This window comes from Kitasatospora sp. NPDC048715 (assembly GCF_043198905.1).
Lineage (GTDB): Bacteria > Actinomycetota > Actinomycetes > Streptomycetales > Streptomycetaceae > Kitasatospora > Kitasatospora lactacystinica.
Map to the genome: position 1 here is coordinate 127,180 of NZ_JBICVH010000024.1, position 26,001 is coordinate 153,180.

Sequence of the window (26,001 nt, forward strand, 5' to 3'; positions counted from 1 at the left end):
GTTCCGGGAACCGCGGGCCCTCGTCACGCACGGAACGCGCACGGAACGCACGCGCCGAACGTCAGCGCACCGGGTGCCCGGCCTCGCGCAGCGCGCCCTTGACGTCGCCGATCCGCAGGTCCCCGAAGTGGAACACGCTGGCGGCCAGCACCGCGTCCGCGCCCGCCTCGACGGCCGGCGCGAAGTCGGCGAGCCTGCCCGCTCCGCCGGAGGCGATCACCGGCACCGAGACGGCCTTGCGCACGGCCCGGATCATCTCCAGGTCGTAGCCGTCCTTGGTGCCGTCGGCGTCCATCGAGTTGAGCAGGATCTCGCCCGCGCCCAACTCGGCGGCGCGGCCCGCCCATTCGACGGCGTCCAGGCCGGTGCCCTGCCGCCCGCCGTGCGTGGTGACCTCGTAGCCCGACTCGGTCTCCGTCCCGGGCGGGCAGCGCCGGGCGTCCACCGAGAGCACCAGGACCTGCCGGCCGAAGCGCTTGGCGATCTCGCGGATCAGCTCGGGCCGGGCGATGGCCGCGGTGTTGACGCCGACCTTGTCGGCGCCGGCCCGCAGCAGCTTGTCGACGTCCTCGACGGCACGGATGCCGCCGCCCACCGTCAGCGGGATGAAGACCTGCTCGGCGGTGCGGCGGACCACGTCGTAGGTGGTCTCCCGGTCGCCGGAGGAGGCGGTGATGTCGAGGAAGGTGAGCTCGTCGGCGCCTTCGGCGTCGTAGAGCTTGGCCATCTCGACCGGGTCGCCGGCGTCGCGCAGGTTCTGGAAGTTGACGCCCTTGACCACCCGCCCGGCGTCGACGTCCAGGCAGGGGATGACACGTACTGCGAGGGTCACGGCTGTTCGCCTTCCAGGGCTTCCAGGGTTTCCAGTGCTTCCAGGGTCTTCGCCAGCCCGGACCGGTAGGCGTCGAGCTCGATCTCGACCATCATCCGGGAGTCGATGAGTCCCTCGACCACCACCATGGTGGCCGCCGGGCGTGCGGCGTCGAAGAGTTCACGGTGGGCGCGGCCCACCTCCTCGGCGTCGCGGACGTGGGTGATGTACATCCGGGTGCGGACCACGTCGTCGATGGTCAGACCGTACGCGGCCAGGGCCTTGAGCCCGACGCCGAACGCGGCGAGGGTCTGCCGGTACGGGTCGCCCTCGTGCTCGATCCGGCCGTCCACCCAGGCGGTGGAGCCGGCCACGTGCACGTGGTCCCCCGCGGCGACCGCCCGGGAGTAGCCGAACTCGTCCTCCCAGGGGGAGAATCCGCCGACCCGGCCGCGCACGACCGCGCCGTGCCCGACCGCGCCGTGTTCGACCTCGCCGCGTACGATCCGACCATCCGTCATCCTGAAACCGCCTCCAGGGCCTCTTCGAGGGTGAACTTCTGCTCGTAGAGTGCCTTGCCCACGATGGCTCCCTCGACACCCTCACCGACGAGCGAGGCGATGGCGCGCAGGTCGTCGAGCGAGGAGACGCCGCCGGAGGCGACCACGGGCTTGGCGGTCGCGGCGCAGACGTCGCGCAGCAACTGGAGGTTGGGGCCGGTCAGGGTGCCGTCCCGGTTGACGTCGGTGACGACGTAGCGGGCGCAGCCCTCCTGGTCGAGGCGCTCCAGCACCTCGAAGAGCTGGCCGCCGTCGCGGGTCCAGCCGCGGCCGCGCAGGGTGGTGCCGACGACGTCCAGGCCGACGGCGATCTTGTCGCCGTGCTCGGCGATGGCCTTGGCGACCCACTCCGGGGCTTCCAGGGCGGCGGTGCCGAGGTTGACCCGGGTGCAGCCGGTGGCGAGCGCGCGGGCGAGCGACTCGTCGTCGCGGATGCCGCCGGACAGCTCGACCTTGATGTCCAGCCGGCCGGTGACGTCGCGCAGCAGCTCGTAGTTGGAGCCGGTGCCGAAGGCGGCGTCCAGGTCGACCAGGTGCAGCCACTCGGCGCCGGCGTTCTGCCAGGCGAGGGCGGCGGCGAGCGGCTCGCCGAAGGAGGTCTCGGTGCCGGAGGCGCCCTTGACCAGGCGGACGGCCTGACCGTCCCGGACGTCGACGGCGGGCAGCAGTTCGAGGCTCATCAGATCCAACTCTCAGACAGTCAGAGGGTGTTGACCCAGTTGGTCAGCAGGGCGGCGCCGGCGTCGCCGGACTTCTCGGGGTGGAACTGGGTGGCCCAGAGCGGGCCGTTCTCGACGGCCGCGACGAACGGCTGCCCGTGGGTGGCCCAGGTGACCAGCGGCGGGTTGATCCGCGCGCTGTGGGCCTCCAGTTCCCAGTGCCGCACCCCGTAGGAGTGCACGAAGTAGAAGCGGGTCTGCGGGTCGAGGCCGGCGAACATCCGGCTCTCCGCGGGCGCGTCCACGGTGTTCCAGCCCATGTGCGGGACGACGGGGGCGTCCAGCGGCTCCACGGTGCCCGGCCACTCGTCGCAGCCGGCCGTCTCCACGCCGTGCTCGACCCCCTTCTCGAAGAGGATCTGCATGCCGACGCAGATGCCCATGACCGGTCGGCCGCCGGCGAGCCGGCGGCCCACGATCCAGTCCCCGCGGACGGACTTGAGTCCGCGCATGCAGGCCTCGAAGGCGCCCACGCCGGGGACGAGCAGACCGTCCGCGGCCATCGCGGTGTCGTAGTCGGAGCTGACGGTGACGTCCGCTCCGGTCCGCTCCAGGGCGCGCTGCGCCGAGCGGAGGTTGCCGGAGCCGTAGTCGAGGACGACGACGTTCTTGCCCATGTTCAGGTGTCCAGTCTCTGTGCGGCGGGCGGCGGGTCCCGGGCGGCGGGTCTACAGGCGCAGGAGGCCGGAGGCCAGGCACATCACGGAGCCGAAGGCGAGCACCAGGATGACGCTCTTCGAGTGCTTCTGCTTCCAGAAGGAGATGACTCCGCCGGCCAGGAAGAGGCCGACGAAGATGAGGATCATCGCGGTATTGCTCACAGCGCACCCTTGGTCGACGGGAGGATTCCGGCCGCGCGCGGGTCGCGCTCGGCGGCGTAGCGCAGCGCCCGGGCCAGCGCCTTGAACTGGCACTCCACGATGTGGTGCGCGTTGCGCCCGTACGGCACGTGGACGTGCAGCGCGATCTGCGCCTGGGCCACGAAGGACTCCAGGATGTGCCGGGTCATCGTGGTGTCGTACGAGCCGATCATCGGCGCGATGCCCTCGGGCTCGGTGTGCACCAGGTACGGCCGGCCGGAGAGGTCCACGGTGACCTGGGCGAGCGACTCGTCCAGCGGCACCGTGCAGTTGCCGAAGCGGTAGATGCCCACCTTGTCGCCGAGCGCCTGCTTGAAGGCGGCGCCGAGCGCGAGGGCGGTGTCCTCGATGGTGTGGTGGGTGTCGATGTGCAGGTCGCCGTCGGTCTTGACGGTGAGGTCGAACAGGCCGTGCCGGCCGAGCTGGTCGAGCATGTGGTCGTAGAAGCCGACGCCCGTGGAGATGTCGGTCCTCCCGGTGCCGTCGAGGTCTATCTCGACCAGGACCGAGGTCTCCTTGGTGGTGCGCTCGACGCGTCCGATGCGGGACATGGGGGTTACAGCTCCTGACTGGCAGCGCGCGCGGAGCGTGCTCGATCAAGGGTGGGGGTGGGAGACGGGAGGGCGGTGCGGACGGCGTCCAGGAAGGCGTCGTTCTCGGCGGGCGTGCCGGCGGTGACGCGCAGCCACCCGGGGACGCCGTTGTCGCGGACCAGGACGCCCTGGTCGAGGATGGCCTGCCAGACCGCGTGGGTGTCGGCGAAGCGGCCGAACTGGACGAAGTTGGCGTCCGAGTCGGTGACCTCCAGGCCCATTCCCCGCAGCGCGTCGACCAGCCGGTCGCGCTCCTCCTTGAGCCGCCCGACGTACCCCAGCAGGGTGTCGGTGTGCTCCAGGCAGGCCAGCGCGGTGGCCTGGGTGACGGCCGACAGGTGGTACGGCAGGCGCACCAGCTGCACCGCGTCCACCACGGCCGGGTCGGCGGCCAGGTAGCCCAGGCGCAGTCCGGCCGCGCCGAAGGCCTTGGACATGGTGCGGCTGACCACCAGGTTGGGGCGGCCCTCGATCAGCGGCAGCAGCGAGGCGCGGTGCGAGAACTCGACGTACGCCTCGTCCACCACCACCAGGCTGGGCCGGGCGGCCTGCGCGGCCTCGTACAGCCGCAGCACGGTGTCGGCGTCCACGGCGGTGCCGGTCGGGTTGTTGGGTGAGCAGACGAACACCACGTTCGGCCGGTGCTCCGCGATGGCGGTGACGGCGGCGTCCACGTCGATGGTGAAGTCGTCGTTGCGCGGGCCGGAGATCCAGGCCGTGCCGGTGCCCCGGGAGATCAGCGCGTGCATCGAGTACGAGGGCTCGAAGCCGAGCGCGCTGCGGCCGGGGCCGCCGAAGGTCTGCAGCAGCTGCTGGAGCACCTCGTTGGAGCCGTTGGCCGCCCACACCTGCTCACGCCGGACGGGGAAGCCGGTGGTCTTCCCGAGGTACCCGGCGAGGCCCTCGCGCAGCTCGACCGCGTCCCGGTCGGGGTAGCGGTTCAGCCCGCGGGCGGCCTCGGCGACGCGCTCGGCGATCCGGGCGACCAGCTCCTCGGGCAGCGGGTACGGGTTCTCGTTGGTGTTCAGCTGGACGGGCACGTCCAGCTGCGGCGCGCCGTACGGGGACTGGCCGCGCAGCTCGTCCCGGATGGGCAGGTCGTCGATGCGAGTCATGGCAGTCACGCTCCCGGCACCGTCCAGTCGAAGCGGGCCTTGATGGCGTCCCCGTGCCCCGGCAGGTCCTCGGCGTTCGCCAGGGTGACCACGTGCGCGGCGACGTCCGCCAGCGCCTCCCGGTCGTACTCGACGACCTGGACGCCGCGCAGGAAGGTCTGCACCGACAGCCCGGAGGAGTGGCAGGCGCAGCCGCCGGTCGGCAGCACGTGGTTGGAGCCGGCCGCGTAGTCGCCCAGCGAGACCGGGGTCCAGCGGCCGATGAAGATCGCGCCGGCGTTGACCACCCGGGCCGCCACGGCGTGGGCGTCGCGGGTCTGGATCTCCAGGTGCTCGGCCGCGTACGCGTTGACCACGGCGAGGCCCTGCTCCAGGTCGTCGACCAGGATGATGCCGGACTGCCTGCCGCCCAGCGCTTCGGCCACCCGCTCGCCGTGCTTGGTCCTCGCGACCTGCACGGCCAGCTCGGCCTCGACCGCGTCGGCCAGTGCCGGGGAGTCGGTGACCAGCACCGAGCCGGAGGTCGGGCCGTGCTCGGCCTGGCTGATCAGGTCGGCGGCGACGTCGGACGCCAGCGCGCTGTCGTCGGCGAGGACGGCGATCTCGGTCGGGCCGGCCTCGGAGTCGATGCCGATCCGGCCGGCGAAGTAGCGCTTGGCGGCGGCCACGTAGATGTTGCCCGGGCCGGTGACCATGTTCACCGGCGCGCACTCCTCGGTGCCGAGGGCGAACATCGCGACCGCCTGGGCACCGCCGACGGCGTACACCTCCTCCACGCCGAGCAGCGCACAGGCCGCCAGGATGGCCGGGTGGACGCGGCCGCCGAACTCCTTCTGCGGCGGCGAGCTGACGGCGATGCCCCGGACGCCCGCCGCCTGGGCCGGCACCACGTTCATCACCACGGAGGACGGGTAGACCGCCAGCCCGCCCGGCACGTACAGGCCGACCCGCTCGACCGGCACCCAGCGCTGGGTGACCGTGCCGCCCGGCACCACCTGGGTGGTGTGCCCGGTGCGGCGCTGGTCCGCGTGCACGGCGCGGGCCCGGCGGATCGACTCCTCCAGCGCGGCCCGGACCTTCGGGTCCAGCGTCTCCAGTGCCGCGGTCAGCTGCTCGGCCGGGACCCGGGTCGACTCCAGCCGGACGCCGTCGAAGCGCTCGGTGATCTCGATCAGCGCCGCGACCCCGCGATGGCGTACGTCCTCGGCGATCGGCCGCACCTTCTCCAGGGCGGCCGCGACGTCGAACTCGGCACGGGGCAGCAGGTCACGCGGGTCGTCCAGCGAGCCGCGGAGGTCGATTCGAGAGATCACGCCACCCAGTGTAAGGAGTGGCCGGAACCGCTGGTCCCGCATTTCAGTCCGTGATACGAAGGGCGAGACGACCGGGGGGACGGGGGAAACATGGCGGAGCGTGCTCCGGAGGGCTGGAACGGGGTCGAGCGGAGGCTCTGGGAGGCCTACCGCGAGGGCGAGATCCTGGACCTCCGTACGGGCGAGGCGGAGGCCGACGACCCCTTCGGCGAGGCCGTCTGGGGCCCCGAGCGCACCGTCCGCGCCGAGGTGCTCGCCCACCTGCTGCTGGCCGGCCCGGAGCCCGCCGCCGGGCGGGTCGCCTCGCTGCGGCTCAGCGGCGTGCTGGTCACCGGGGCGCTCAAGCTGGCCGGCGCCGACATCGACCGCTACGTCGAGGTCCACGGCTGCCGCTTCGACCAGAAGATCCTGATGTCCGAGGCCGTGGCCTCGACGCTGCGCTTCGTGGGCTGCCTCATCCCCCGGCTGGAGGCCTCCCGGCTCTCCACCACCGGCGACCTCCACCTGGCCCGCTGCCGCGTCCCCGAGGGCATCCGGCTCACCGACTCCAAGATCGGCACCGACCTGCTGCTCAACCAGACGGTGGTCGGCGGCGACCGCTTCGCCCGTGCCGTCTCCGCCGACGGGATCACCGTCAACCAGGACTTCGAGGCCGAACGCCTGGAGACCACGGGCGAGTTGAGCATACGGACGGCCCGGATAGGCGGCCGGCTCTCGCTGCGCGGCGCCCAGCTGCGCGCCGTCCCGGAGAAGAACCGCATCTGCTTCAACGCCGTCCGGGTCAGTGTCGGCCACACCCTGTACCTGACCGGCTCCGCCGACCGCGGCTGGTCCGGCTCCCGCGGCTACTACGGCTCCGGCTACGGCGAGTACCCGCCGCCGGACGGCCCGGTCACCCCGTTCCGCGCCTGGGGCCAGGTCCGCCTCTCCGACTCGCGCTTCGACAGCGCCTGCCTGATCTCCGGCGAGTTCCACCTGGCGGACACCGACGAACTCGCGCTGAGCCGCATCCAGACCCCCGAGCTGCGCTTCACCTGCAAGTTCCGCCCCACCGGCACCGTCTCGCTCTCCCGCGCCCGGGTCGGCAACCTGGTCGACGCCCCGGAGGCGTGGCCGCTCGGCAAGCACCTGCGCCTCACCGGCTTCGTGTACGAGAACCTGCGTCCGGCCCGCCCCTTCACCGTCCAGCAGCGGATCGCCTGGCTGGAGGGCTCCTCGGTGGACTTCCAGCCGGAGTCCTACGAGCAGCTCGCCGCCGCCCTGCGCCGCGACGGCGCCGACGACGACGCCCGCGAGGTGCTGTACGCCAAGCAGCGCCGGCGCCGGCGCACCCTGCCGCTGCCCGCCCGGGTCTGGGGCGCGGTCCAGGACGTCACCGTCGGCTACGGCTACCGGCCCGGCCGGGCGGGACTGTGGCTGCTTCTCGCCTGGATCCTCGGCAGCGTCTGGTTCGCCACCCACCCGCTGGAGCCGCTCAAGGCCGACGAGCGCCCGCACTGGAACCCGGTGCTGTACACCCTCAACCAGCTGCTGCCGATCGTGGACCTCAACCAGGGCGGCTGGAACCCCGCGGGCCTCACCCAGTGGATCTCCGCCGGGCTGGTCGTGATCGGCTGGCTGCTCGCCTCCACGGTCGTCACCGGCGCCACCAGGATGCTCCAGCGCGGCTGAGCCGGCCGACGGCCGGCCCGACGGCGGTCGGCAGTCGGCGATCGGCCCGTCGGCGGCCGCCTCGTCGACGGCCGACCCCGCAGACCGTGCGACAAGGCCCCCGCCCGGGGAACTACGCTGTCCGCCGTGACAGAACGGCTGCCGCTCTTCCCGCTGAACACCGTGCTCTACCCGGGCCTGGTGCTGCCCCTGAACGTCTTCGAGGAGCGCTACCGCCGTCTCGTCGCCGACCTGCTCGAACAGTCCGAGGACACCCCCCGGCGGTTCGGTGTGCTCGCGATCAGGGACGGCCGGGAGGTCGCCCCGGTCAGACCCGAGGGCGGCCCGGCCGGCCCGCTGGACGGCCTCGGCACCGCCACCGGGGACCCCTTGGAGGCGATGTTCCACATCGGCTGCGTCGCCGACATCGCCTCGGTCGAGCACCAGCCGGACGGCCGCTACGAGCTGCTGGTCACCGGCACCACCCGGTTCCGGCTGCGCTCGGCGGACGTCTCCGGCCCGTACCTGACCGGTGAGATCGAGTCGATCGAGGAGCGCCCCGGCGAGGGCTCCGGCGCGCTGGCCTCCGAGGTCGAGCGGGCGTTCCGGGTCTACCAGAAGCGCCTGGCCGGCGCCCGCGAGGCCAGCACCGTCGGCCACCAGGAGCTCCCGGACGACCCTCAGGTGCTCTCCTACCTGGTCGCCGCCGCCTCGGTGTTCGAGACCCCGGTCAAGCAGCAGCTGCTCGCCTGCCCGGACAACGCCCAGCGGCTGCGCGCCGAACTCGACCTGCTGCGCCGCGAGAGCGCCGTCCTCAGCTGGCTGCCCTCGCTGCCCGCCACCGACCTCACCCGCCAGCGCTTCAGCCCCAACTGACCGAGGACCCCGAGGACCCGACATGGCCAAGAAGCCCAGGAAGGGCGGCCAGGGCACGCCCGCCACCGTCGCCCTGGAAGCCGCCGCCGTCCCGTTCACCGTGCACGCCTACGACCACGACCCGGCCGCCGCCTCCTACGGCGGCGAGGCCGCCGAGGTCCTCGGCATCGCCCCCGAGCGGGTCTTCAAGACCCTCGTCGCCGACGTGGACGGCACCCTCACCGTCGGCGTGGTCCCGGTCGCCGGCCAGCTCGACCTCAAGGCCCTGGCGGCGGCCGTCGGCGGCAAGCGCGCCGCCATGGCCGACCCGGCCGCCGCCGAGCGCAGCAGCGGCTACGTCCTCGGCGGCATCTCCCCGCTGGGCCAGCGCCGCCCGCTGCGGACCGTCGTCGACGCCAGCGCGCTCGGCCACCCCACCGTCTACGTCTCGGCGGGCCGCCGCGGCCTCGAAGTCGAACTGGCCCCGGGCGACCTCGTCACCCTCACCAGGGCCAGCACCGCCCCCATCGCCCGCTGAGCGCTGCCGAGCACCTTCCGGGCCCTGCCGAGCGCCCCCGGAGCCCCTCCCCCGCGAAAGCGGCGGCTCGGGGGCTCGGGGGACGACGCGTACGTCAGTGCCCCGTACCGCTCCCCGTTCCCGTCCCCGGCTGCGACCCCGCTCCCGGGTACGGCCCGGCCCACGGCCCCGTCGGCGCCCCCGCCGGAGGCACCCCCAGCGGCGACTGCGCCACCGGCGCCCAGTACGGCGGCGGGTCCTCCTCGCGCTTCCCGAACGCCGCCGAGAGCAGGAGCAGCACCACCATCGCCGTCATCGGCCAGACCAGCAGCGCACCCAGCGCCCCCAGGTCGATGCCCGCGTCGAAGTGCCCGCCGTTGCCGACCCGCCGGGCCTCGCCGATCAGGTCGTTGCCCGGCCCGAGCCAGCGCCCGATCCGCCAGGCCCCGATCGACCCGAGCAGCCCGCCGACGGTCAGCCCCAGCGCGACCGCGATGCCGCCGCCGCGCCTGCGGGTGATCAGGAAGGCGCCGAGCGCGGTCAGGATCCCCGCCCCCAGGCAGATGAGCACGAACACCGCGTCGGCACCGGCCCGCTGCTCCCCCTCGGGGTCGGCGTAGAGGATGCGGTCCCCGTCCACCACCAGCGGCACCTTCGGCGCCAGCCAGGCCCACAGCCCGGCCACCACCAGACCGGCCACCAGGCAGGCGACCACGACCCCCGCCCCGACCCGGACCTCCGGCAGCAGCCGCTGCCCCAGCGGGGTCGTCCCGTGCCCGAGGGCGGTGGCCCCGTACGGCGGCGCGAACGGGTCGGACGCTGCGTCCGGCACCGCCTGCGCATCGCGCGCGTCGTGCACGCCGTGCGGGCCGTGCACGTCGGCGGGGGCGGGATCCGGAGGTGTGTTCGGTACGGTCACGGACCCCATCGTTTCACGACGGCCACTCGAACGACCCACCACCGTACCGACCGCCGTACCGGGCCCGCACCGGCCCGTGCCGCCCGGGACCGGGCAGCGACCGCGGGACGGCCCGCCGCGCAACGCCCTACCGCGAGACCGCCCGCCGGTACGCCCAGGTGGCGACGGCCAGCGACACCACGCCCACCCCCGCGCAGACCGCCAGGTCCCCGAGCACCAGCGCCCAGTCCGGATCCGGCGCGAACGTCCGCGCGAAGGCGTCCACCCCGTACGTGGACGGCAGCAGGTCCCGCAGCCACTGCACCGGCTGCGGCAGGTGGTTCACCGGCAGCACGCCCAGCAGCAGGGCCGCCGACATCCCGAGCTGCCCGAGCATCGTCGCGATCTCCTGGCGCGGCGCCAGCAGGCCGCAGGCCGCTCCCAGCCCGGACAGCGCGGCCCCGGCCAGCGGCACGACCGCCAGCAGCACCCACAGCTGCCCGAGCGGCAGCCCGAACATCACCGCCCCGAACACCGCCGTGACGAGCGTCCCGGGCAGGGTGAAGGAGGCGTACGCGGCGGCCGCCCCCAGCACCACCGAGGCGGCCGGCACCGGCAGCGTCGCGTAGTGGTCGAGCCCGCCGGTGGCCCGCAGCTTCCCGAAGTACTGGGCGAGCAGGTTCAGCGCGACGAAGGCCACCACCAGCACGCTCGACCCGGCGACCACCGACCGCGCCTCCGAGGACTGCCCGGCGTCCACCACGCCCCGCATCATCACCAGGATGCCCACGGACTGGAAGGTGGCCACGAACAGCAGCGGGATGCGCGCCACCCGTGCCCGGGCGAGCTGCGCCCGGTACACGGCCGCGAGCGCCGGCAGCAGCCTGGCCGCGGGGGCGAGCGGAGCGGGGGCGGCCGTGGACCGGTCGGTCCGCGGGGGCACCGAGAGCAGTGTCACTTGGCCAGTCCTCCGTGGCGGCCGCCCAGCTTGAGGTACGCGTCCTCAAGGCTCGGGGTGGCGAGGGTGAAGTCGTCGAGGGCGGCGAAGGCCGGGCCGGTGGTGACGGCGGCGACCAGTTCGCGGGCCTGCTCGGGGGTGGTGCGGACGGTCCAGCGGCGGCCGGTGCACTCAGCCCGCTCGCGCAGCGCGGCGACGGCGGGCACGCCGACCGGCGCCTCGTCCCGCCAGACCAGGTCGAGCCGGACGTCACCGTCCACCAGCACCTTGAGCCCGCCGGGCGTGTCGCAGGCGATCACCCGGCCGTCGTCCACCACGGCGACCCGGTCGAGCACCGTCTCCGCCTCGATCACGTTGTGGGTGACCAGCAGCACCGTCGTCCCGTGCTCGGCGCGCCGCCGGTCCACGGCGCTCCACACGGCCCGCCGGGCGACGGGGTCCATGCCGGTGGTGGGCTCGTCCAGGACGAGCAGCGGCCGGTCCCCCACCAGGGCGGCCGCGAAGCAGGCGAGCCGCCGCTGTCCGCCGGACAGCTTGGCGAGCGGCCGGGTGGCGATCGGCTCCAGCCCGAGCTCCGTCAGCACGTCCGCGGCCGTACCGCGGGCCTGGGCCCGGGTGAGTCCGCGCAGCCGTCCGGTGGTCTCGGCGGCGAGCGCCACCGTCAGCTCGTCCAGCGCGGTGGATTCCTGCCCGAGGTAGCCGAGCAGCCGGGCGGCCCGCTCGGGGTGCCGCACGATGTCGTGGCCGAAGAGTTCGACGGATCCCGAGTCGGGGCGCAGCAGCCCGGTGAGCTGGCGCACCAGCGTCGACTTCCCGGCTCCGTTGGGCCCGAGCAGCCCGAAGATCTCGCCCCTGCGGACGGTGAGGGTGATCCCGTCGTTGGCCCGGATCTCGGTGGCGGCCGCGCCGCGCCCGCTGCGGTAGGTCCTGACCAGGTCGCGCACGACGGCGCACGGCTGGGGTTCCTCGGGTGCTCGCCCGGCCGTCTCGTTCACGACCGACGACTCTACGCGCTCGTACGGGCGAACCGGACAACGGGGCCCTGCCGACCCCCGGGCCGCCGACCGGCCGGCTCAGTCGTCGACGACCATCGACCCGCCCGGCACCCGGGCCGCCAGTTCCTTCCAGAACCCGGCCCGGATGGCGTAGCGGTCGTGCTCGTCGATCTGGTCGTCCTTGTGCGCCAGCAGCCCGAAGCGGGCGGCGTAGCGCAGCAGCTCGCCGTCCACCCGGTGCGGGATGCGCGGGTAGTCGGGCCAGAGCATGGTGAGTCTCTCGGTGTCGCCGACGCGGTCGCTCCAGCGGCGGGCGAAGACCTGTCCGACTTCGTGGGCGTCGCCGCCGATGGAGGTGATGTCCTCCTCGCGGTCGGCCCAGCGCTGCTCGGCGGTGGTGAGCTGGGCGAGTGTGGGCAGGCTGTCGCCGGCGGTGACGGCGGGCTCCGGGGCGGGCCGGTCCACCCAGCCGCGGTCGGAGGACCAGCGCAGCACCGGCCCGGCCTGCGCGACGGCCCCGTGCCCGTTGACCCCGTGCCCGTTCGCGGCGTGCCCGTTCGTGCCGTGGCCGGTGGCCCCGGGGCCGTTGGTCCCGTTCGCCGACGGGGTGATCGCGGTGACGGAGGAGGCCCTGCCGGCGAGGTCCTTCGGCGTCGGGACGACCTTGAGCGCGGCCGCGGCCGGCTGCGGCCGGCCGTCGGCGTCGGGGTCCGCTCCCGCCGAGGCCGCGGCGGGAGCCGCGGCGGCCGAGGCGGCGGCCACCGGACGGACCACCGGCGGCACCACGGTGGGCAGGACGGCGGGCGGGGCGGCGGGCGGGGCGGCGAGGATCTTGGCGATCTCCTGCCGGGCCCCCGGGGCCGGGAACATGCTGGAGTGCTCCCGCAGCGAGAAGGACCCCTCGATCCACTCCCGGTCCAGCACCCGCCGCTCGTCCGCCTCGCCGACCAGGTCCTCGGACTGGTTGAAGTCGCCGTCGGCGGCCTGCAGGGCCCACAGGTGGACGGCCACCCCGTGTTCCTTGGCGGTCATCATGCCGGGCAGCAGGTCCCCGTCACCGGTGATCAGCACGACGTCGGCGCAGGCCCGGTTGCGGGCGAGTTCGGAGAGTTCGGCGTGCATCGCGGCGTCCACGCCCTTCTGCACCCAGCGCCCCTCGGCCCGGGTGAGCGCGCCGAGCCGCACGGTGACCCGGGGCAGTACCCGCAGCCGCCGGTGCTCGGGCATCGGGCGCCGGTCGGGCGCGGCGTCGAACCAGTAGATCCGCAGCAGCGGCAGCCCGGTCTCGGCCTCGGCGCGCTCGCGCAGTGCGGTGATCAGGGCGGTGTGGTTCACCGTGACCTTGGACCGGGACGGATCCCCGGCGAGCAGGCTGGCGGCGGCGCCCAGCAGATATCCGGCGTCCACCAGGACGACACAGCGGTCCATCGCGCACCTCTTTTCGCTCGCCCTCGGAATCAGTCGGGTGGGTCGATTCGGGAATGGGCGGTCCTCCCGCCGTCCGGGCGTGCCGAGGTGAGGGGCCCCCGTCGTCGCCCGATCGTTGGGTCACCTTTTACCCCCGGTTCGCCCGCCGAACCTCGCCGGTTGTCCCGGCGCCGCAACAGCCGCCCCGGCGCGGAGCGAACAAAAGCGAGGGCGGGCCCCGTACAACGACGAGGCCCGCCCGAGGTCACGCGGCGGTGTTCCGACCAGTGGACGCCGGTGGTCCGGCCCGGGGGTCCGGCCGCGCAGGACCGGAGGCGCTCAGCCCCTGAGCTCGGCGGCGACCAGCTCGGCCAGCTGGACGGCGTTCAGCGCGGCGCCCTTGCGCAGGTTGTCGTTCGAGACGAACAGCGACAGTCCGTTGTCCACCGTCTCGTCCACCCGGATGCGGCCGACGTAGCTCGGGTCCCGGCCGGCGGCCTGGAGCGGGGTGGGGATGTCGGACAGCTCGACGCCGGGGGCGCCGCTGAGCAGCTCGACGGCGCGCTCGGGGCTGATCGGGCGCTCGAAGCGGGCGTTGATCTGCAGCGAGTGGCCGGAGAACACCGGGACGCGCACGCAGGTGCCGGCGACCTTCAGCTCCGGGATGCCGAGGATCTTGCGGCTCTCGTGGCGGAGCTTCTGCTCCTCGTCGGTCTCGTTGGAGCCGTCGTCCACGACGGAGCCGGCCAGCGGCACCACGTTGAAGGCGATCGGCCGCTGGTAGACCTTGGGCTCCGGGAACTCGACGGCGCCGCCGTCGTGGGCGAGCGCGGCGGCGCCCAGCTCGACGACCTTGGCGGCCTGGTCCTGGAGCTCGGCGACGCCGGCCACGCCGCTGCCGGAGACGGCCTGGTAGGTGGAGACGACGAGCGCGGCCAGGCCGGCCTCCTCGTGCAGCGGGCGCAGCACGGGCATGGCGGCCATGGTGGTGCAGTTCGGGTTGGCGATGATGCCCTTGGGGCGGTCCGCGACGGCCTCCGGGTTGACCTCGGAGACGACCAGCGGGACCTCGGGGTCGCGGCGCCAGGCGGAGGAGTTGTCGATCACGACGGCACCGGCCGCGGCGACCTTGGGGGCCAGGGCCTTGGAGGTGGAGCCGCCGGCCGAGAAGATCACGATGTCCAGGCCGGTGTAGTCGGCCGTGGCCGCGTCCTCGACGGTGACCTCGGTGCCCTGCCAGGGCAGCGTGCGTCCGGCCGAGCGGGCCGAGGCGAACAGCCGCAGCTGCTCCACCGGGCCCAGTCCGCCTTCACGACCAGCGCGCTCCGCCAGGATCTCGCGGACCACGCCGCCGACCTGGCCGGTGGCACCGACAATGCCGATCTTCATCTCCGACTACTCCTCTGAATGGTGCTGTTCACAGCCGCACTCTGCCCATCATGCCTTGTCACGCGGGTGGGGCGGCCTGGTGTTCCACGGTGTGAGAGGCCGCCCGGACGACCCCTACTGGTCCAGACCACTGGCGAGGGCCAGCGCGGCGTCGACCTCCGCCCGCCCGGCCGGCAGCAGCGGCAGCCGCACGTCCGGGGTCGGGATGCGGCCCTGGGCGTGCAGCACGCCCTTGGTCACCGACGGGTTGGGCGCCGTGAAGGCGGACAGCGCCAGCCCGGTCAGCCGGTGCCCGAGCGCCCGCGCCCGCGCCACGTCCCCGGCCTGCCAGGCCTCGGCCAGCTCGACGAACCGGGCGGTCGCCAGGTGGGCGGAGGCGAGGATGCCGCCGGCCGCGCCCAGCGCCAGCATCGGCGAGAGGAACGCGTCCTCGCCGGTGAGGAAGGCGAATCCGGCGGGGGCGTCGGCGAGCAGCTCGGCGGCCGCCTGGTCCAACCCTCCGGTCGCGTACTTGACGCCCACCACGCCCTCGATCGCGGCGAGTTCGCGCAGCGCGGCGGTGGAGAGCTGCTGCCCGGTGCGGTACGGGATGTGGTAGACGATCAGTGGCAGCGGGCTGCTCGCGGCCAGTGCCCGGAAGTGCGCGACCGTCCCGGCCTCGCCGGCCCGGACGAAGGACGGCGTGGTGACCAGCGCCGCCGCCCGCGGCACCCGCGCGCCGAGCGCGGCCAGCGCCTCGCCGACGGCCCGGGTGTCGCCGCCGGAGGCTCCGACGGTCAGCTGCGCCCCGCGCGCGGCGCAGGCGGCCGCGGCGACGTCCACCACCGCGTCCCGCTCCTCGGCGGTCAGCGCGGCCGGCTCGCCGGTGGTGCCGAGCGCGACCAGCCCGGCCGCCCCGGCGTCCAGGACCTCGTGCGCCAGCTTCTCCAGCGCGTCGAGGGCGACGGAGCCGTCGGCGGCGAAGGGGGTGATCAGGGGGACGTGGATGCCCTTGAGTTCCATGTCCACGATCCTGCGACCCGTCGATCGCCCAGGTCCAGTTGATATTTCCGACGCTTCTCGTAAGCTGAGCCGATGCTCGACTAGGCTGGCCCGATGCTGGACGTCCGACGCCTGCGCCTGCTGCGCGAACTCGCCCACCTCGGCACCATCGCGGCCGTCGCCGAGGCGCTCTCCTTCAGCCCTTCGGCGGTGTCCCAGCAGCTGTCCGTCCTGGAGAAGGAGGCGGGCGTCCCGCTGCTGGAGCGCACCGGGCGGCGGGTCACCCTCACCCCGGCCGGGCTGGGCCTCGTCCGGCACGCCGAGGCGGTGCTCGCCCTGCTGGAGCAGGCCGACGCCGAACTCGCCCACGCCAAGCGGGGGTTGGCGGGCCCGCTGCGGATCGGCACCTACCCGTCGGCGGCCCGGGCGATCATTCCGGCGGTGCTCGCCGAGCTGGCCGGCTGGCACCCGGGGCTGGAACCGATGGTCACCGAGGTGGACCCGGCGGCCGTCGGCGCGGCCCTGCGGGCGGGCGAGCTGGACGTGGCGCTGGTGCACGAGTACGACCTCGTCCCGGCCGACCCGGAGCCGGGCCTCGCGGTGACCCGCCCGGTCTTCACCGAGCCCATGTACCTGGCCGCCCGCACCCCGGGCACCCTCGCCGAGCAGCGCGGCGCCCCGTGGATCATGTCCCCGCCCGACACGCTCTGCCACACCATGGCCGTCCGGGCCTGCGAGGCGGCGGGCTTCGCGCCGCGCATCCGGCACCAGATCGACGACTTCACCACCGTGCTGGCCCTGGTCGCGGCCGGCCAGGGCGTCGCCCTGGTCCCCCACCTGGGCACGGCCGGCCTCCCGCCCGGGGTCGTCCTCACCCGCCTGCCGATGTACCGCCGCACCCGCGCCGCCTTCCGCGCCGGCGCCGGCTCCCACCCGGCCATCTCCGCCTTCGTCTCCGCCCTGCACACGGCCGTCCCGCCGGGCCTGGGCGGCGGCAGCTGAGCCGGAGCCCCCGGGAGTGGTTCCTCCCCGGACGCGAAAGGCCCGGGGCGCCCACCGCGACGGGTGCCCCGGGCCTTTCGCCTCCGCGCTAACCCGCCAGACAGCTCGGCCCGAGCAACTGCTTCAGGTCCCCGAACAGCGCCGGGTCCGACTTCACCCGGTGCCGGTCCAGTCGCAGCACCGTGGTCTTGTTGCGGCCCTCCAGCCGCACCCGCACCTCGGTGGTGCCGCGGTGGCTGCCCAGCACCTCGCCGAGCCGGGCGACCAGCGGCGGGGTGACCTTCCCGCTCGGGATGTTGATGACGATCGGCGCCTCGGCGTGCGCGTTCGACAGGTCGGGGACGGACAGCTCCATCCCCATCAGCCGCGGCACGTCCTCCCGCTTGTCCAGCTTGCCGCGCACGAAGACGACGGCGTCCTCGACGAGCTGCGAGGAGACCAGCTGGTAGCTGGCCGGGAAGAACATGCAGTCGATCGAGCCCGCGAGGTCCTCGACGGTCGCGATGGCCCAGGCGTTGCCCTGCTTGGTCATCTTCCGCTGGAGGCCCGAGATGATGCCGCCGATGGTGATGATCGTCCCGTCCGGCCGCTCCGCGAGGTCCGCGACCGCGCAGTCCGCCTTGTCGGCGAGCACGTGCTCGATGCCGTGCAGCGGGTGCGAGGAGACGTACAGGCCGAGCATCTCCCGCTCCTGGGTGAGCAGGAAGGACTTCTCCCACTCCTCCTCGGAGAAGACGACGTCCAGGCCGAAGCTCGGCTCGTCGGCGGTGGCGTCGCCGCCGAAGAGGTCGAACTGCCCCTCGGCCTCCTTGCGCTTCACGCCGACGACGTTGTCGATCATCGGCTCGAACTGGGCGCTCAGGCCCTTGCGGGTGTGGCCGAGCGAGTCGAAGGCACCGGCCTTGATCAGCGATTCGACGGTCCGCTTGTTGCAGACCACCGACTCCACCTTGTCCAGGAAGTCGGGGAAGGACGCGAACTTCCCCTTCGCCTTCCGGGTCCGGATCATCGAATCGACCACCGGCCCGCCGACGTTGCGGATGGCGGTCAGGCCGAAGCGGACCAGGGTGTCACCGTGCGGGGTGAAGTCCGAGTCCGACTCGTTGACGTCCGGCGGCAGCACCTGGATGCCCATCTTGCGGCACTCGTTGAGGTAGACCGCGGACTTGTCCTTGTCGTCCTTGACGGAGGTGAGCAGGCCGGACATGTACTCGGCCGGGTAGTTGGCCTTGAGGTAGGCCGTCCAGTACGAGACCAGCCCGTAGCCGGCGGTGTGGGCCTTGTTGAACGCGTAGCCGGAGAAGGGGACGAGGACGTCCCACACGGCCTGGATGGCCGCGTCGGAGTAGCCGCGCTCGCGGCAGCCCTTCTGGAAGGGGACGAACTCCGCCTCCAGGATCTCCTTCTTCTTCTTGCCCATGGCCCGGCGCAGCAGGTCCGCCTGTCCGAGCGAGTAGCCGGCCAGGATCTGCGCGGCCTTCTGCACCTGCTCCTGGTAGACGATCAGGCCGTACGTCGGCCGGAGCACCTCCTCCAGGGGCTTCTCAAGCTCCGGGTGGATCGGGGTGATCTCCTGCTGGCCGTTCTTGCGCAGCGCGTAGTTGGTGTGGGAGTTGACGCCCATCGGGCCCGGACGGTACAGCGCCAGAACGGCGGAGATGTCCTCGAAGTTGTCGGGCTTCATCAGGCGCAGCAGCGAGCGCATCGGCCCGCCGTCGAGCTGGAAGACGCCGAGCGTGTCGCCGCGGGCGAGGAGTTCGTAGGTCGGCTTGTCGTCGAGCGGCAGCTTGAGCAGCTCGATCTTCTCGCCCTTGTTCTTCTCGATCGCCTTGACGGCGTCGTCCATGATCGTCAGGTTGCGCAGGCCGAGGAAGTCCATCTTGAGAAGGCCGAGGCCCTCACAGGTCGGATAGTCGAACTGCGTGATGGTGACGCCGTCGGTGTGCCGGGTCCAGACCGGGATGTGGTCGGTCAGCGGCTCGGCGGACATGATGACGCCGGCGGCGTGCACACCGGGCTGGCGGATCAGGCCCTCGATGCCGCGCGCGGTGTCGATGACCTTCCGGACGTCCGGGTCGGTCTCGTACAGCCCGCGGATCTCGCCGGCCTCGCTGTAGCGCGGGTGCGAGGAGTCGGTGATGCCGGAGAGCGGGATGCCCTTGCCCATGACGTCCGGCGGCATCGCCTTGGTGATCCGGTCGCCCATCGCGTACGGGTAGCCGAGGACGCGCGAGGAGTCCTTGATGGCGGCCTTCGCCTTGATGGTGCCGTACGTGACGATCATGGCGACCTTGTCGGATCCCCACTTCTCCGTCACGTAGCGGATCACGTCACCGCGCCGGCGCTCGTCGAAGTCGATGTCGACATCGGGCATGGAGATGCGCTCGGGGTTGAGGAAGCGCTCGAAGATCAGGCCGTGCGGGATGGGGTCGAGGTCGGTGATGCCCATCGCGTACGCGACCAGCGAGCCGGCCGCCGAACCACGGCCGGGACCCACCGCGATGCCCTGGCTCTTGGCCCACATGATGAAGTCGGCGACCACGAGGAAGTACGCCGGGAACCCCATCTGGATGATGGTGTCCATCTCGTACTCGGCGAGCTTCTTGTGCTCCTCGTCGTACCCGCCCGGGAAGCGCCAGTCCATCCCCTCCCAGACCTTGGACTTGAAGAAGTCCGCCTCGGACTCGAAGCCCTCCGGGATGGGGAAGCGGGGCATCAGGTTCTTGAACTTGAACATGCCCTCGGTGTCGACCCGGGAGGCGACGAGGAGCTGGCTGTTGCGGCAGCCCTCCTGCCAGGCGTCCGAGGAGTCGAGGGCGTACATCTCGGCGGCGGACTTGATGTAGTAGCCGGTGCCGTCGAAGCGGAAGCGGTCCGGGTCGGAGAGGTTCTTGCCGGTCTGGACGCAGAGGAGGAGGTCGTGCGCGCCGGCGTCGGCCTCGGTGGTGTAGTGCGAGTCGTTGGTGACGACCGGGGGGATGTTGAGCTTCCTGCTGATCTCCAGCAGCCCGTCGCGGACCCGCTTCTCGATGTCGAGGCCGTGGTCCATCAGCTCCAGGAAGTAGTTCTCCTTGCCGAAGATGTCCTGGTAGTCGGCGGCGGACTTCAGCGCCTCGTCGACCTGGCCGAGGCGCAGCCGGGTCTGCACCTCGCCGGACGGGCAGCCGGTGGTGGCCATCAGGCCGCCGGACAGCTCCGCGATCAGCTCCTTGTCCATCCGGGGCCACTTCACCAGCCAGCCCTCGGCGTAGGAGCGCGAGGTCAGCTTGAAGAGGTTGTGCAGGCCCTCCTTGTTGCGGGCCCAGATGGTCTTGTGGGTGTACGCGCCGGACGCGGAGACGTCGTCCCGCTTCTGGTGCGGCTGGCCCCACAGGATGCGCTTGGTGTTGGAGCGGGACTCCGGGGCGACGTACGCCTCGATGCCGATGACGGGGGTGATGCCCGCGTCGGTCGCCTGCCGGTGGAACTCGGCGGCGCCGTACATGTTGCCGTGGTCGGTCATCGCCACGTGGGTCTGCCCGAGGCGCTCGACCTCCTTGAACATCTGCTTCAGCCGGGCGGCACCGTCCAGCATCGAGTACTCGGTGTGGACGTGCAGATGCGCGAACGGCTGATCGCTCAAGGCGGGGCCTCCGGAGGCTCTGGTGCTGGTCTGGTGGGCCGGCGAACGCGCAGGTCACGGGGGAAACGCCCCGGAAATGGGTGTGGCCCGGAACACCTCTCGGGGTCCGGACCACCACTCACGCGTTCACGCGTCCACTCTAGCCCCCCACCGCCGGGTTGCCCCTCTTCCGGGAAGGCCTACCGGGCGAGCCCGGCGAGTCGTCCCGCGGCCGCCTCACGGACCTCCGGCTCCTCGATCGGATCGTCCCGCAGGAGGGCCAGGCGCTCCCGCACGTCGGGCCGGTCGGGGGCGTGCTCGACGGCGAGGAGCCGGGCTCGCGGCTCGCAGTCCCACAGCGACTCGGTGTACGCCTCGGCCATGCCCGGGGCCCCCATCGCCGACAACGCCTCCAGGTAGTCGGCACGCTCGTACGAGTGCGGGGTGCAGAGCCAGAAGCGGCGCAGCAGGGAGACGGCACCGGCCGCCTCCGGCCCGAAGCGGGCGAGGCGGGCGAGACCGCGCGCGAGCTCGTCCGGCCCGCACCAGGACCGGTCCACCCACCGCCGCTCCAGCTCGGCGATCAAGGCCGGCACGTCCCCCTCGTCACCGTGAGCGGCCAGCACCGCGTAGCCGATCTCGGCCAGCCACGCCTGCTCCGAAGCCGCCCACTCCCGGGCCGCCGGCACGGCCTGCTCGGCCAGCCGCTCGACGGCCTTGCCCAGCAGCGGCAGCGGTCGGGTGCCGTCGGCGGAGCCGAGGCCGGGCACCAGCGGGATCAGCGCGGGCTCGGGCGGGCGGAGCGAGAGGGCCACGAGAGCGGAGGTCCTGGCTCCCTCCGGCGCCGCCGGATCGCGCAGCAGGGCCAGCAGGCCCGTACTGTCCCGCTCCGGGTACGGATCCGGCCGCCGCACCGGGCGACGCGCGGACGGCTCGTCCTCTTCCGGAACGAAGTCCGGCAGCGCCGCCCGGGCGTCCGCCGAGCCGGCGAGCACCAGCAGTTCCAGCACGCCGGTGGCCCGGCCCCGGGTGTCCTCGTCCTGGGCCGTCGCCATCTCGACCACGGGCCCGAGCGGGAGTTCCAGGTCCCGGATCAAGCGGGCGAGATACAGGTGTCGGTCGTCCACCTGCGAGTCCCAGCGCCAGTCCCAGCGGATGCAGCCGTGGACGAGTTCGGCGACCGACATCCGGTCCTCGGCGGCTATCCGCGCGCCCTGGCCCCGGCCGCGCTGGAGGAGGCCGAGGAGGGTGGTCGGCGGCGCGTAGTGGTCGCTGTGCATGGGGTCCATCGTGCCGCAGCCCCCGGCGCGGGGCGTAGCTCGTTCAGGTGATGGCGGGCCGAGGCCCCTGCCCCGGCTTCCTCCGAGCACGTACAACTGTCCTGCATCTCGCCCGCACCGCGAAGGAATGACAGCCATGGCCCAGTTGGAGTCCGGCCTCTACACCATCCAGCACGGCGACGCCAGGATCGGCCGAGCCCGTCACGAAGCCCTGGACCTCTCCCCCAAAGCCGTCTTCGCCGACACCGACGACCAGGACGCCGTCTGGGTCGTCGAGGCCCACCCCGACAACCGCTACCGGCTCTACGCGAAGGGCGCCCCGACGGCCGTGGAGGACCTCGGGCCCGCCGGCCCGCTGGTCTCCCTCCTCCTCGACCAGGGCGACGCCCCGGAGTGGGAGCTGATCCCCGTCGACGGCACCCCGAACACGTACCGGATCGCGTCCCCCCACGGTTCCTCGTGGACCGTCCTCGAACCCGGCAGGCGGAGCCCGATCGAGGTCATCCCCGTCCTCGAAGGCGCCACCGCCTTCACCTTCGAGAAGCTCGACGTCTGATCCCCCGAGCCGCGCCCCTCGCCCTCCCCGGGCGAGGGGGCGTCACGTCGCCCCGGGCCGGCTGCGCGCCCGGGTGAGCCATCGGTACGCGAGAAGGACCGCGAGGCCCAGCAGGACCATGACCACCGACGCGACCACCGCGACCACGTCGAGCGCGTTCCGGCCCAGTGAGTTCCAGAAACCGATGCTCGAAGCGAGGGCGGCGGTGTCGGTGTGCCGGGGGTCGTACACCACCGTCACGGTGTCACGGGCCTTGACGCTGCCGGTGACGTAGGCGAGTCGGGTCTCGACGGACGCCCCCTCGGACGTCGTGAACCGCACCCGGCACTCGGAGTTGCCCGCCGGGTTGTCCTGCGGCCCGCTCACCTCCACGCACCCGGTGACGACCGCCGTGGCGTGGACGCCGCGGCTGCGCAGAGCCGACGTCACCCCCATGTCGTGCGGTATCAGATAGACCAGGCTGAGGACGAACAGCAGGACCCCCAGGCCGATCATCGCGAGCGAACCGTTCCGCACGGTCCGGCCGTGGTCCGGCGCGTTCTCCATCGATCCCCCCGGTGTCAGCCCAGCTGCCCACGTGCGCTCACGCTAGCCGTACCCACCGACACCGGCCGTACCGTCGTGGGCCCCGATCGCGAGGCGGCCGGACGGTGGCCGGTGTGCTCACAGCGCCGCGTCCAGGGGCCGGACCCGGCGGCGCACCAGCTCCTTGATCTCCTCCGGGAACGCCTCCACCGCCAACAGGCCCGGCAGCAGCTCCGGTTCGGTCGTCACCGCACGGAACGACCGGGCCACCGTGACGTCGTGGTCCGGACGGTGCACCACCTCCACCGCGTCCCCGGCGCGCAGCTCGCCCGGTGCGACCACCCGCAGGTAGGCGCCCGGCAGGGCCGCCTCGGTGAAGCGCCGGATCCAGCCCTCCCTCGCCAGCCAGCCCTGGAAGGTGCCGCAGGGGATGCGCGCGCAGGACACCTCCAGGACGACGTCCGGGCCGACCCGCCAGCGCTCCCCGATCAGCGCGTCGTTCACGTCCAGGCCCGTGGTGGTCAGGTTCTCGCCGAAGGAGCCGTTGGCCAGTTCCCGGCCCAGCTCGGTCTGCCAGCCGTCCAGGTCCTCCCGGGCGTAGGCGTACACCGCCTGGTCGTCGCCGCCGTGGTGCTTCAGGTCGTACACCCGGTCCCCGGCCAGGGCGACCGCGCCCGTCCCCCGGGGGCCCGGTGCGGCCACCGCGACCGGGCCGTCCACCGGGCGCTTGTCGATGCCGGTGAGCCCGAGGTCCTTCTTCCACGGGTTCGGCCGGGGCCTGCCGACGTTGACGGAGAGCAGTCGCGCCTGTGCGTCCATATGTCGACCGTACGCCGAACGGGCGCACCTGTACGGCCATCGGGGAGCTCTCCGCCCTGGTCCCGCCCGGGCCGGCGGCCGCGGCGGTGTGTCGAGTGGCGAGCCACGGTGCACGAGGAGATGGTGACCGGCAGGGACCCCTCACCAGAAAGGGCGATCATGCCCGAAGTCACCACCCCGTACGCGACCGGCACCCCGTGCTGGGTCGATCTGATGGCCAAGGACCAGCAGGCCGCGCTGGACTTCTACCGCGACCTCCTCGGCTGGCAGGGGCAGGCCGGCCCGGCCGAGTTCGGCGGCTACGCCGTCTGCACCCTCAACGGCAAGGCCGCGGCCGGCATCGGCCCGGGGACGGCCCCCGAGGGGATGCCGGAGCCGCCGACCGTCTGGACCAGCTACCTGGCCTCCACCGACGCCCAGGCCACCCAGGACGCGATCGTCGCCGCCGGCGGCACCCTGATCGTCCCGGTCATGGACGTCGGCGACCTGGGCCGGATGCTGATCGCCGCCGACCCGCAGGGCGCGGTGTTCGGCGTCTGGCAGCCGGGCGAGTTCTTCGGCGCCCAGGTCGTCAACGAGGCCGGCGCGCTGACCTGGAACGAGCTGCACACCAGCGACATCCCGGCCGCCACCGCCTTCTACGGCGAGGCGTTCGGCATCGAGATCGAGCCGATGCCGGGAGTGGACTCGTACTGGGTACTGAACGTCGGCGGCCGGGCGGTGGGCGGCGCCACCCTGCTCGCCAACGACCCGCCCGGCACCCCGGCCCACTGGCTGACGTACTTCGCGGTCGACGACGTCGACTCCACCGTGGACGCCCTGGTCAAGAGCGGCGGCACCGTCCTCGCCCCGCCCTTCGACATGATGGCCGGCCGGATGACCGTCGTCACCGACCCGCAGGGCGCCCCCTTCGCCATGATCAAGCCCCAGCCGCTCTGACCCCGAGCCCGACCGTTCCGCCCGCCCGGACTCCCGCCCGGGCGGGCGAGGCCGTCTCCCGCCGCAGCCGTCAGTCGTCCAGCTCCGCGAGGAAGTCCAGCGACGCCGCCCAGGCGCGCTCGGCCGCCTCCTCGTCGTAGTCCGGCAGCTCCGGGTCGGTGAACAGGTGCCCGGCGCCCCGGTAGCGGTGCACCTCCACCTCGGCCCCGGCCCGCCGCATCCGCAGGTACCAGGCGTTCAGCCAGTCCTCCGGCTCGAACGGGTCCGGCTCCGCGATGTGCAGCTGCACCGGGATCTCGGTGGCCGCGTCCTCCCGCAGGTCCGAGGTGCCGTGCAGGAGCAGCAGCCCGCGGGCCTTCTCGTCGGCCAGTGCCAGGTTCTGCGCCACCGCGCCGCCGAGCGAGAAGCCGGCGTACACCAGCCCGCCCTCGGACACCGGCGCGGCCGCGGTCACCGCCCGCCGCAGCAGCTCGTCACGGCCGCCGAGTTCCTCCTGGAACTCCTGCGCCTCCTCGACGGACTCGAAGGTCCGCCCGTCGAACAGGTCCGGCGTGTGCACGGTGTGCCCGGCGGCGCGCAGCCGCTCGGCGGCGGCGCGCACGGCGGGGCGCAGCCCGTAGGCGGAGTGGAAGAGGACGATCTGGGCCACGGTTCGGGTCCTTCACCAGCGAGGTCAGCTACCCACCCATGATCCCGCATGCCCCGGCGGTGCCCCACCGCACGCCTACGACACCACGTCCTTGCGCGCGAACCCCCGGAACGCCAGCGCCAGCAGCACCGCCGCGTACGAGAGCGACAGCGAGACGCCCTGCACCATGCCGCCCCATTCCAGCTGCGGCTGCAGGGCGTCCGCCCAGGAGTACTGCCAGTGCGCCGGCAGCCACTCCCGCAGGTCGCCCAGCGCGGTGACGGCGTCCAGCACCCCGGTGATGATCGAGGCGAACACCGCGCCGCCGACGGCGCCCAGGGGCGCGTCCGTCGCGGTGGAGAGCCAGAAGGCGAGCGCCGCGATCACGGTCTCGCTCAGGAGGACGAAGGCCACCGCGATGGCGATCCGGGGCAGCGCCTGCCCGGCCGGCAGGCTGACCCCGGCGGGCAGTTCGAGGTCCCCCCAGCCGTACGCGGCCGTGCCGACGACCAGCCCGATCGCGGGCAGCATCACCACCGCCACCGCCGAGAACGCCAGGCCGACGGCGAACTTGCGGGCCAGCAGCCGGGCCCGGGGCACCGGTGCGGCCAGCAGGTAGCGCAGCGAGGACCAGCTGGCCTCGGAGGCGACGGTGTCCCCGCAGAACAGCGCGACGGGGATGACCAGCATGAAGCCGGTGCCGACGAACAGCATGGTGACCGCGAAGTTGGCCCCCGAGGCGGTGGCCAGCTCGATGAAACTGGTCCGGCCCGGACGGCCCGGGGTGCCGCCGATCTGGAACGCGGCCAGGAGGACGAACGGCATGGCGGCCAGCACCCCGCCGATCACCATCGTGCGGCGCCGGCGCAGCTGCCGCATGGCCTCCACCCGCAGCGGCAGCGTCCGGCTCGCCCGGTACCCCTCGGCGTGGTCCCTCGACTCGGCGCGGTCCATCGACTCGGCGTGGTTCCTCGACTCGGCGCGGTCCATCGACTCGGCGTGGTTCCTCGACTCGGCGCGGTCCTCGGCA

General features: G+C 73.2%; 26 protein-coding genes. 6 read left to right on the forward strand and 20 right to left on the reverse strand.

All coding sequences use genetic code 11. The features are described from left to right. Positions 1–61: 61 nt before the first annotated feature. Genes hisF through hisD form a run of 8 tightly spaced genes read right to left on the reverse strand, consistent with a single transcriptional unit; the run spans position 62 to position 5,971 of the window. Positions 62–832, reverse strand: coding sequence for an imidazole glycerol phosphate synthase subunit HisF (hisF, locus tag ACGFSC_RS37175; RefSeq protein ID WP_359908289.1), 771 nt, complete (start codon positions 830–832; stop codon positions 62–64). Next, positions 829–1,332, reverse strand: coding sequence for a RidA family protein (locus ACGFSC_RS37180; protein WP_359908292.1), 504 nt, complete (start codon positions 1,330–1,332; stop codon positions 829–831). The genes hisF and ACGFSC_RS37180 overlap by 4 nt, the downstream gene beginning before the upstream one ends. Continuing rightward, positions 1,329–2,051, reverse strand: a complete 723-nt coding sequence (gene priA, locus ACGFSC_RS37185) for a bifunctional 1-(5-phosphoribosyl)-5-((5-phosphoribosylamino)methylideneamino)imidazole-4-carboxamide isomerase/phosphoribosylanthranilate isomerase PriA (RefSeq protein ID WP_380548722.1) — start codon at positions 2,049–2,051, stop codon at positions 1,329–1,331. The genes ACGFSC_RS37180 and priA overlap by 4 nt, the downstream gene beginning before the upstream one ends. 20 nt (positions 2,052–2,071) lie before the next feature. Further along, positions 2,072–2,707, reverse strand: coding sequence for an imidazole glycerol phosphate synthase subunit HisH (gene hisH / locus ACGFSC_RS37190; protein WP_359908295.1), 636 nt, complete (start codon positions 2,705–2,707; stop codon positions 2,072–2,074). Positions 2,708–2,758: 51 nt separating this feature from the next. Next, entirely contained in the window at positions 2,759–2,911 is a 153-nt protein-coding gene (locus tag ACGFSC_RS37195) for a hypothetical protein (RefSeq protein WP_359908297.1), read from the reverse strand. Next, positions 2,908–3,501 carry an imidazoleglycerol-phosphate dehydratase HisB gene (gene hisB, locus ACGFSC_RS37200; protein WP_049650368.1) on the reverse strand — a complete coding sequence of 198 codons (594 nt, stop codon included), beginning with the start codon at positions 3,499–3,501 and terminating at the stop codon, positions 2,908–2,910. Before hisB ends, ACGFSC_RS37195 begins: the two co-directional genes overlap by 4 nt. Positions 3,502–3,506: 5 nt before the next feature. Then, on the reverse strand, positions 3,507–4,658 hold the full coding sequence (locus ACGFSC_RS37205; protein WP_359908300.1) for a histidinol-phosphate transaminase: 1,152 nt from the start codon (positions 4,656–4,658) through the stop codon (positions 3,507–3,509). A gap of 5 nt (positions 4,659–4,663) precedes the next feature. Continuing rightward, a complete protein-coding gene (gene hisD, locus ACGFSC_RS37210) occupies positions 4,664–5,971 on the reverse strand; it encodes a histidinol dehydrogenase (protein ID WP_359908303.1) in 1,308 nt (435 codons plus the stop codon). A gap of 90 nt (positions 5,972–6,061) precedes the next feature. On the opposite strand from hisD, the gene ACGFSC_RS37215 reads away from it, so the two are divergent. The 3 genes from ACGFSC_RS37215 (at position 6,062) to ybaK (ending at position 9,014) form a co-directional block, all read left to right on the forward strand. Next, positions 6,062–7,642 carry an oxidoreductase gene (locus ACGFSC_RS37215; protein WP_359908306.1) on the forward strand — a complete coding sequence of 527 codons (1,581 nt, stop codon included), beginning with the start codon at positions 6,062–6,064 and terminating at the stop codon, positions 7,640–7,642. 126 nt (positions 7,643–7,768) lie between these two features. Then, positions 7,769–8,497: an LON peptidase substrate-binding domain-containing protein gene (locus ACGFSC_RS37220; RefSeq protein WP_359908309.1), complete on the forward strand. Its 729-nt coding sequence runs from the start codon at positions 7,769–7,771 to the stop codon at positions 8,495–8,497. A gap of 22 nt (positions 8,498–8,519) precedes the next feature. Continuing rightward, the gene (ybaK, locus tag ACGFSC_RS37225; RefSeq protein WP_359908312.1) at positions 8,520–9,014 is read left to right on the forward strand and encodes a Cys-tRNA(Pro) deacylase; all 495 of its coding nucleotides are present in this window, start codon (positions 8,520–8,522) and stop codon (positions 9,012–9,014) included. 94 nt (positions 9,015–9,108) lie between these two features. On the opposite strand, the gene ACGFSC_RS37230 is transcribed toward ybaK, so the two are convergent. The 6 genes from ACGFSC_RS37230 to ACGFSC_RS37255 all read right to left on the reverse strand — a co-directional run bounded on the left by ACGFSC_RS37230 (position 9,109) and on the right by ACGFSC_RS37255 (position 15,642). Further along, on the reverse strand, positions 9,109–9,912 hold the full coding sequence (locus tag ACGFSC_RS37230) for a hypothetical protein (RefSeq protein ID WP_359908315.1): 804 nt from the start codon (positions 9,910–9,912) through the stop codon (positions 9,109–9,111). Positions 9,913–10,039: 127 nt separating this feature from the next. Next, positions 10,040–10,849 (reverse strand): ABC transporter permease, encoded by an 810-nt coding sequence (locus tag ACGFSC_RS37235; RefSeq protein WP_380355618.1) that lies wholly within the window; start codon positions 10,847–10,849, stop codon positions 10,040–10,042. Beyond that, a complete protein-coding gene (locus ACGFSC_RS37240; RefSeq protein ID WP_359908318.1) occupies positions 10,846–11,844 on the reverse strand; it encodes an ABC transporter ATP-binding protein in 999 nt (332 codons plus the stop codon). The genes ACGFSC_RS37235 and ACGFSC_RS37240 overlap by 4 nt, the downstream gene beginning before the upstream one ends. 78 nt (positions 11,845–11,922) lie before the next feature. Then, positions 11,923–13,272: an NYN domain-containing protein gene (locus tag ACGFSC_RS37245; RefSeq protein WP_359908321.1), complete on the reverse strand. Its 1,350-nt coding sequence runs from the start codon at positions 13,270–13,272 to the stop codon at positions 11,923–11,925. Between the two features lie 318 nt (positions 13,273–13,590). After that, positions 13,591–14,640, reverse strand: coding sequence for an aspartate-semialdehyde dehydrogenase (locus ACGFSC_RS37250; RefSeq protein WP_359908324.1), 1,050 nt, complete (start codon positions 14,638–14,640; stop codon positions 13,591–13,593). A 114-nt stretch (positions 14,641–14,754) separates the two neighbouring features. After that, on the reverse strand, positions 14,755–15,642 hold the full coding sequence (locus ACGFSC_RS37255; RefSeq protein ID WP_359908327.1) for a dihydrodipicolinate synthase family protein: 888 nt from the start codon (positions 15,640–15,642) through the stop codon (positions 14,755–14,757). A gap of 93 nt (positions 15,643–15,735) precedes the next feature. Between ACGFSC_RS37255 and ACGFSC_RS37260 the strand changes: the two genes are divergently transcribed. Next, positions 15,736–16,623: a LysR family transcriptional regulator gene (locus ACGFSC_RS37260; protein WP_359908330.1), complete on the forward strand. Its 888-nt coding sequence runs from the start codon at positions 15,736–15,738 to the stop codon at positions 16,621–16,623. Between the two features lie 88 nt (positions 16,624–16,711). Here the strand turns inward: ACGFSC_RS37260 and dnaE are convergent, their stop codons facing one another. Next, complete coding sequence (gene dnaE, locus ACGFSC_RS37265) at positions 16,712–20,245, reverse strand: DNA polymerase III subunit alpha (protein ID WP_359908333.1); 3,534 nt, start codon at positions 20,243–20,245, stop codon at positions 16,712–16,714. A 179-nt stretch (positions 20,246–20,424) separates the two neighbouring features. Continuing rightward, positions 20,425–21,504 (reverse strand): hypothetical protein, encoded by a 1,080-nt coding sequence (locus ACGFSC_RS37270; protein ID WP_359908335.1) that lies wholly within the window; start codon positions 21,502–21,504, stop codon positions 20,425–20,427. 136 nt (positions 21,505–21,640) lie between these two features. Between ACGFSC_RS37270 and ACGFSC_RS37275 the strand changes: the two genes are divergently transcribed. Beyond that, positions 21,641–22,060 (forward strand): I66 family serine proteinase inhibitor, encoded by a 420-nt coding sequence (locus ACGFSC_RS37275; protein ID WP_359908338.1) that lies wholly within the window; start codon positions 21,641–21,643, stop codon positions 22,058–22,060. Positions 22,061–22,102: 42 nt separating this feature from the next. Here the strand turns inward: ACGFSC_RS37275 and ACGFSC_RS37280 are convergent, their stop codons facing one another. After that, positions 22,103–22,606, reverse strand: coding sequence for a DUF3592 domain-containing protein (locus tag ACGFSC_RS37280; protein WP_359908341.1), 504 nt, complete (start codon positions 22,604–22,606; stop codon positions 22,103–22,105). Positions 22,607–22,723: 117 nt separating this feature from the next. Further along, entirely contained in the window at positions 22,724–23,404 is a 681-nt protein-coding gene (locus ACGFSC_RS37285) for an MOSC domain-containing protein (protein ID WP_359908344.1), read from the reverse strand. A 159-nt stretch (positions 23,405–23,563) separates the two neighbouring features. On the opposite strand from ACGFSC_RS37285, the gene ACGFSC_RS37290 reads away from it, so the two are divergent. After that, positions 23,564–24,343, forward strand: coding sequence for a VOC family protein (locus tag ACGFSC_RS37290; RefSeq protein ID WP_359908346.1), 780 nt, complete (start codon positions 23,564–23,566; stop codon positions 24,341–24,343). Positions 24,344–24,413: 70 nt separating this feature from the next. On the opposite strand, the gene ACGFSC_RS37295 is transcribed toward ACGFSC_RS37290, so the two are convergent. Both ACGFSC_RS37295 and ACGFSC_RS37300 read right to left on the reverse strand, forming a co-directional pair. Then, positions 24,414–24,992 carry a dienelactone hydrolase family protein gene (locus ACGFSC_RS37295; RefSeq protein ID WP_359908348.1) on the reverse strand — a complete coding sequence of 193 codons (579 nt, stop codon included), beginning with the start codon at positions 24,990–24,992 and terminating at the stop codon, positions 24,414–24,416. Positions 24,993–25,067: 75 nt separating this feature from the next. After that, positions 25,068–25,925 (reverse strand): ABC transporter permease, encoded by an 858-nt coding sequence (locus tag ACGFSC_RS37300; protein WP_359908379.1) that lies wholly within the window; start codon positions 25,923–25,925, stop codon positions 25,068–25,070. Between the last annotated feature and the right edge of the window lie 76 nt (positions 25,926–26,001).

Coding starts and splice junctions, on each gene's coding strand:
- ACGFSC_RS37275 (WP_359908338.1), top strand. CDS start 21,641: ATGGCCCAGTTGGAGTCCGGCCTCTACACCATCCAGCACGGCGACGCC.
- ACGFSC_RS37290 (WP_359908346.1), top strand. CDS start 23,564: ATGCCCGAAGTCACCACCCCGTACGCGACCGGCACCCCGTGCTGGGTC.
- ACGFSC_RS37215 (WP_359908306.1), top strand. CDS start 6,062: ATGGCGGAGCGTGCTCCGGAGGGCTGGAACGGGGTCGAGCGGAGGCTC.
- ACGFSC_RS37260 (WP_359908330.1), top strand. CDS start 15,736: ATGCTGGACGTCCGACGCCTGCGCCTGCTGCGCGAACTCGCCCACCTC.
- hisH (WP_359908295.1), bottom strand. CDS start 2,707: ATGGGCAAGAACGTCGTCGTCCTCGACTACGGCTCCGGCAACCTCCGC.
- ybaK (WP_359908312.1), top strand. CDS start 8,520: ATGGCCAAGAAGCCCAGGAAGGGCGGCCAGGGCACGCCCGCCACCGTC.
- ACGFSC_RS37255 (WP_359908327.1), bottom strand. CDS start 15,642: ATGGAACTCAAGGGCATCCACGTCCCCCTGATCACCCCCTTCGCCGCC.
- ACGFSC_RS37280 (WP_359908341.1), bottom strand. CDS start 22,606: ATGGAGAACGCGCCGGACCACGGCCGGACCGTGCGGAACGGTTCGCTC.
- priA (WP_380548722.1), bottom strand. CDS start 2,051: ATGAGCCTCGAACTGCTGCCCGCCGTCGACGTCCGGGACGGTCAGGCC.
- ACGFSC_RS37285 (WP_359908344.1), bottom strand. CDS start 23,404: ATGGACGCACAGGCGCGACTGCTCTCCGTCAACGTCGGCAGGCCCCGG.
- ACGFSC_RS37300 (WP_359908379.1), bottom strand. CDS start 25,925: ATGGACCGCGCCGAGTCGAGGGACCACGCCGAGGGGTACCGGGCGAGC.
- ACGFSC_RS37245 (WP_359908321.1), bottom strand. CDS start 13,272: ATGGACCGCTGTGTCGTCCTGGTGGACGCCGGATATCTGCTGGGCGCC.
- ACGFSC_RS37205 (WP_359908300.1), bottom strand. CDS start 4,658: ATGACTCGCATCGACGACCTGCCCATCCGGGACGAGCTGCGCGGCCAG.
- ACGFSC_RS37180 (WP_359908292.1), bottom strand. CDS start 1,332: ATGACGGATGGTCGGATCGTACGCGGCGAGGTCGAACACGGCGCGGTC.
- ACGFSC_RS37250 (WP_359908324.1), bottom strand. CDS start 14,640: ATGAAGATCGGCATTGTCGGTGCCACCGGCCAGGTCGGCGGCGTGGTC.
- ACGFSC_RS37270 (WP_359908335.1), bottom strand. CDS start 21,504: ATGCACAGCGACCACTACGCGCCGCCGACCACCCTCCTCGGCCTCCTC.
- hisB (WP_049650368.1), bottom strand. CDS start 3,501: ATGTCCCGCATCGGACGCGTCGAGCGCACCACCAAGGAGACCTCGGTC.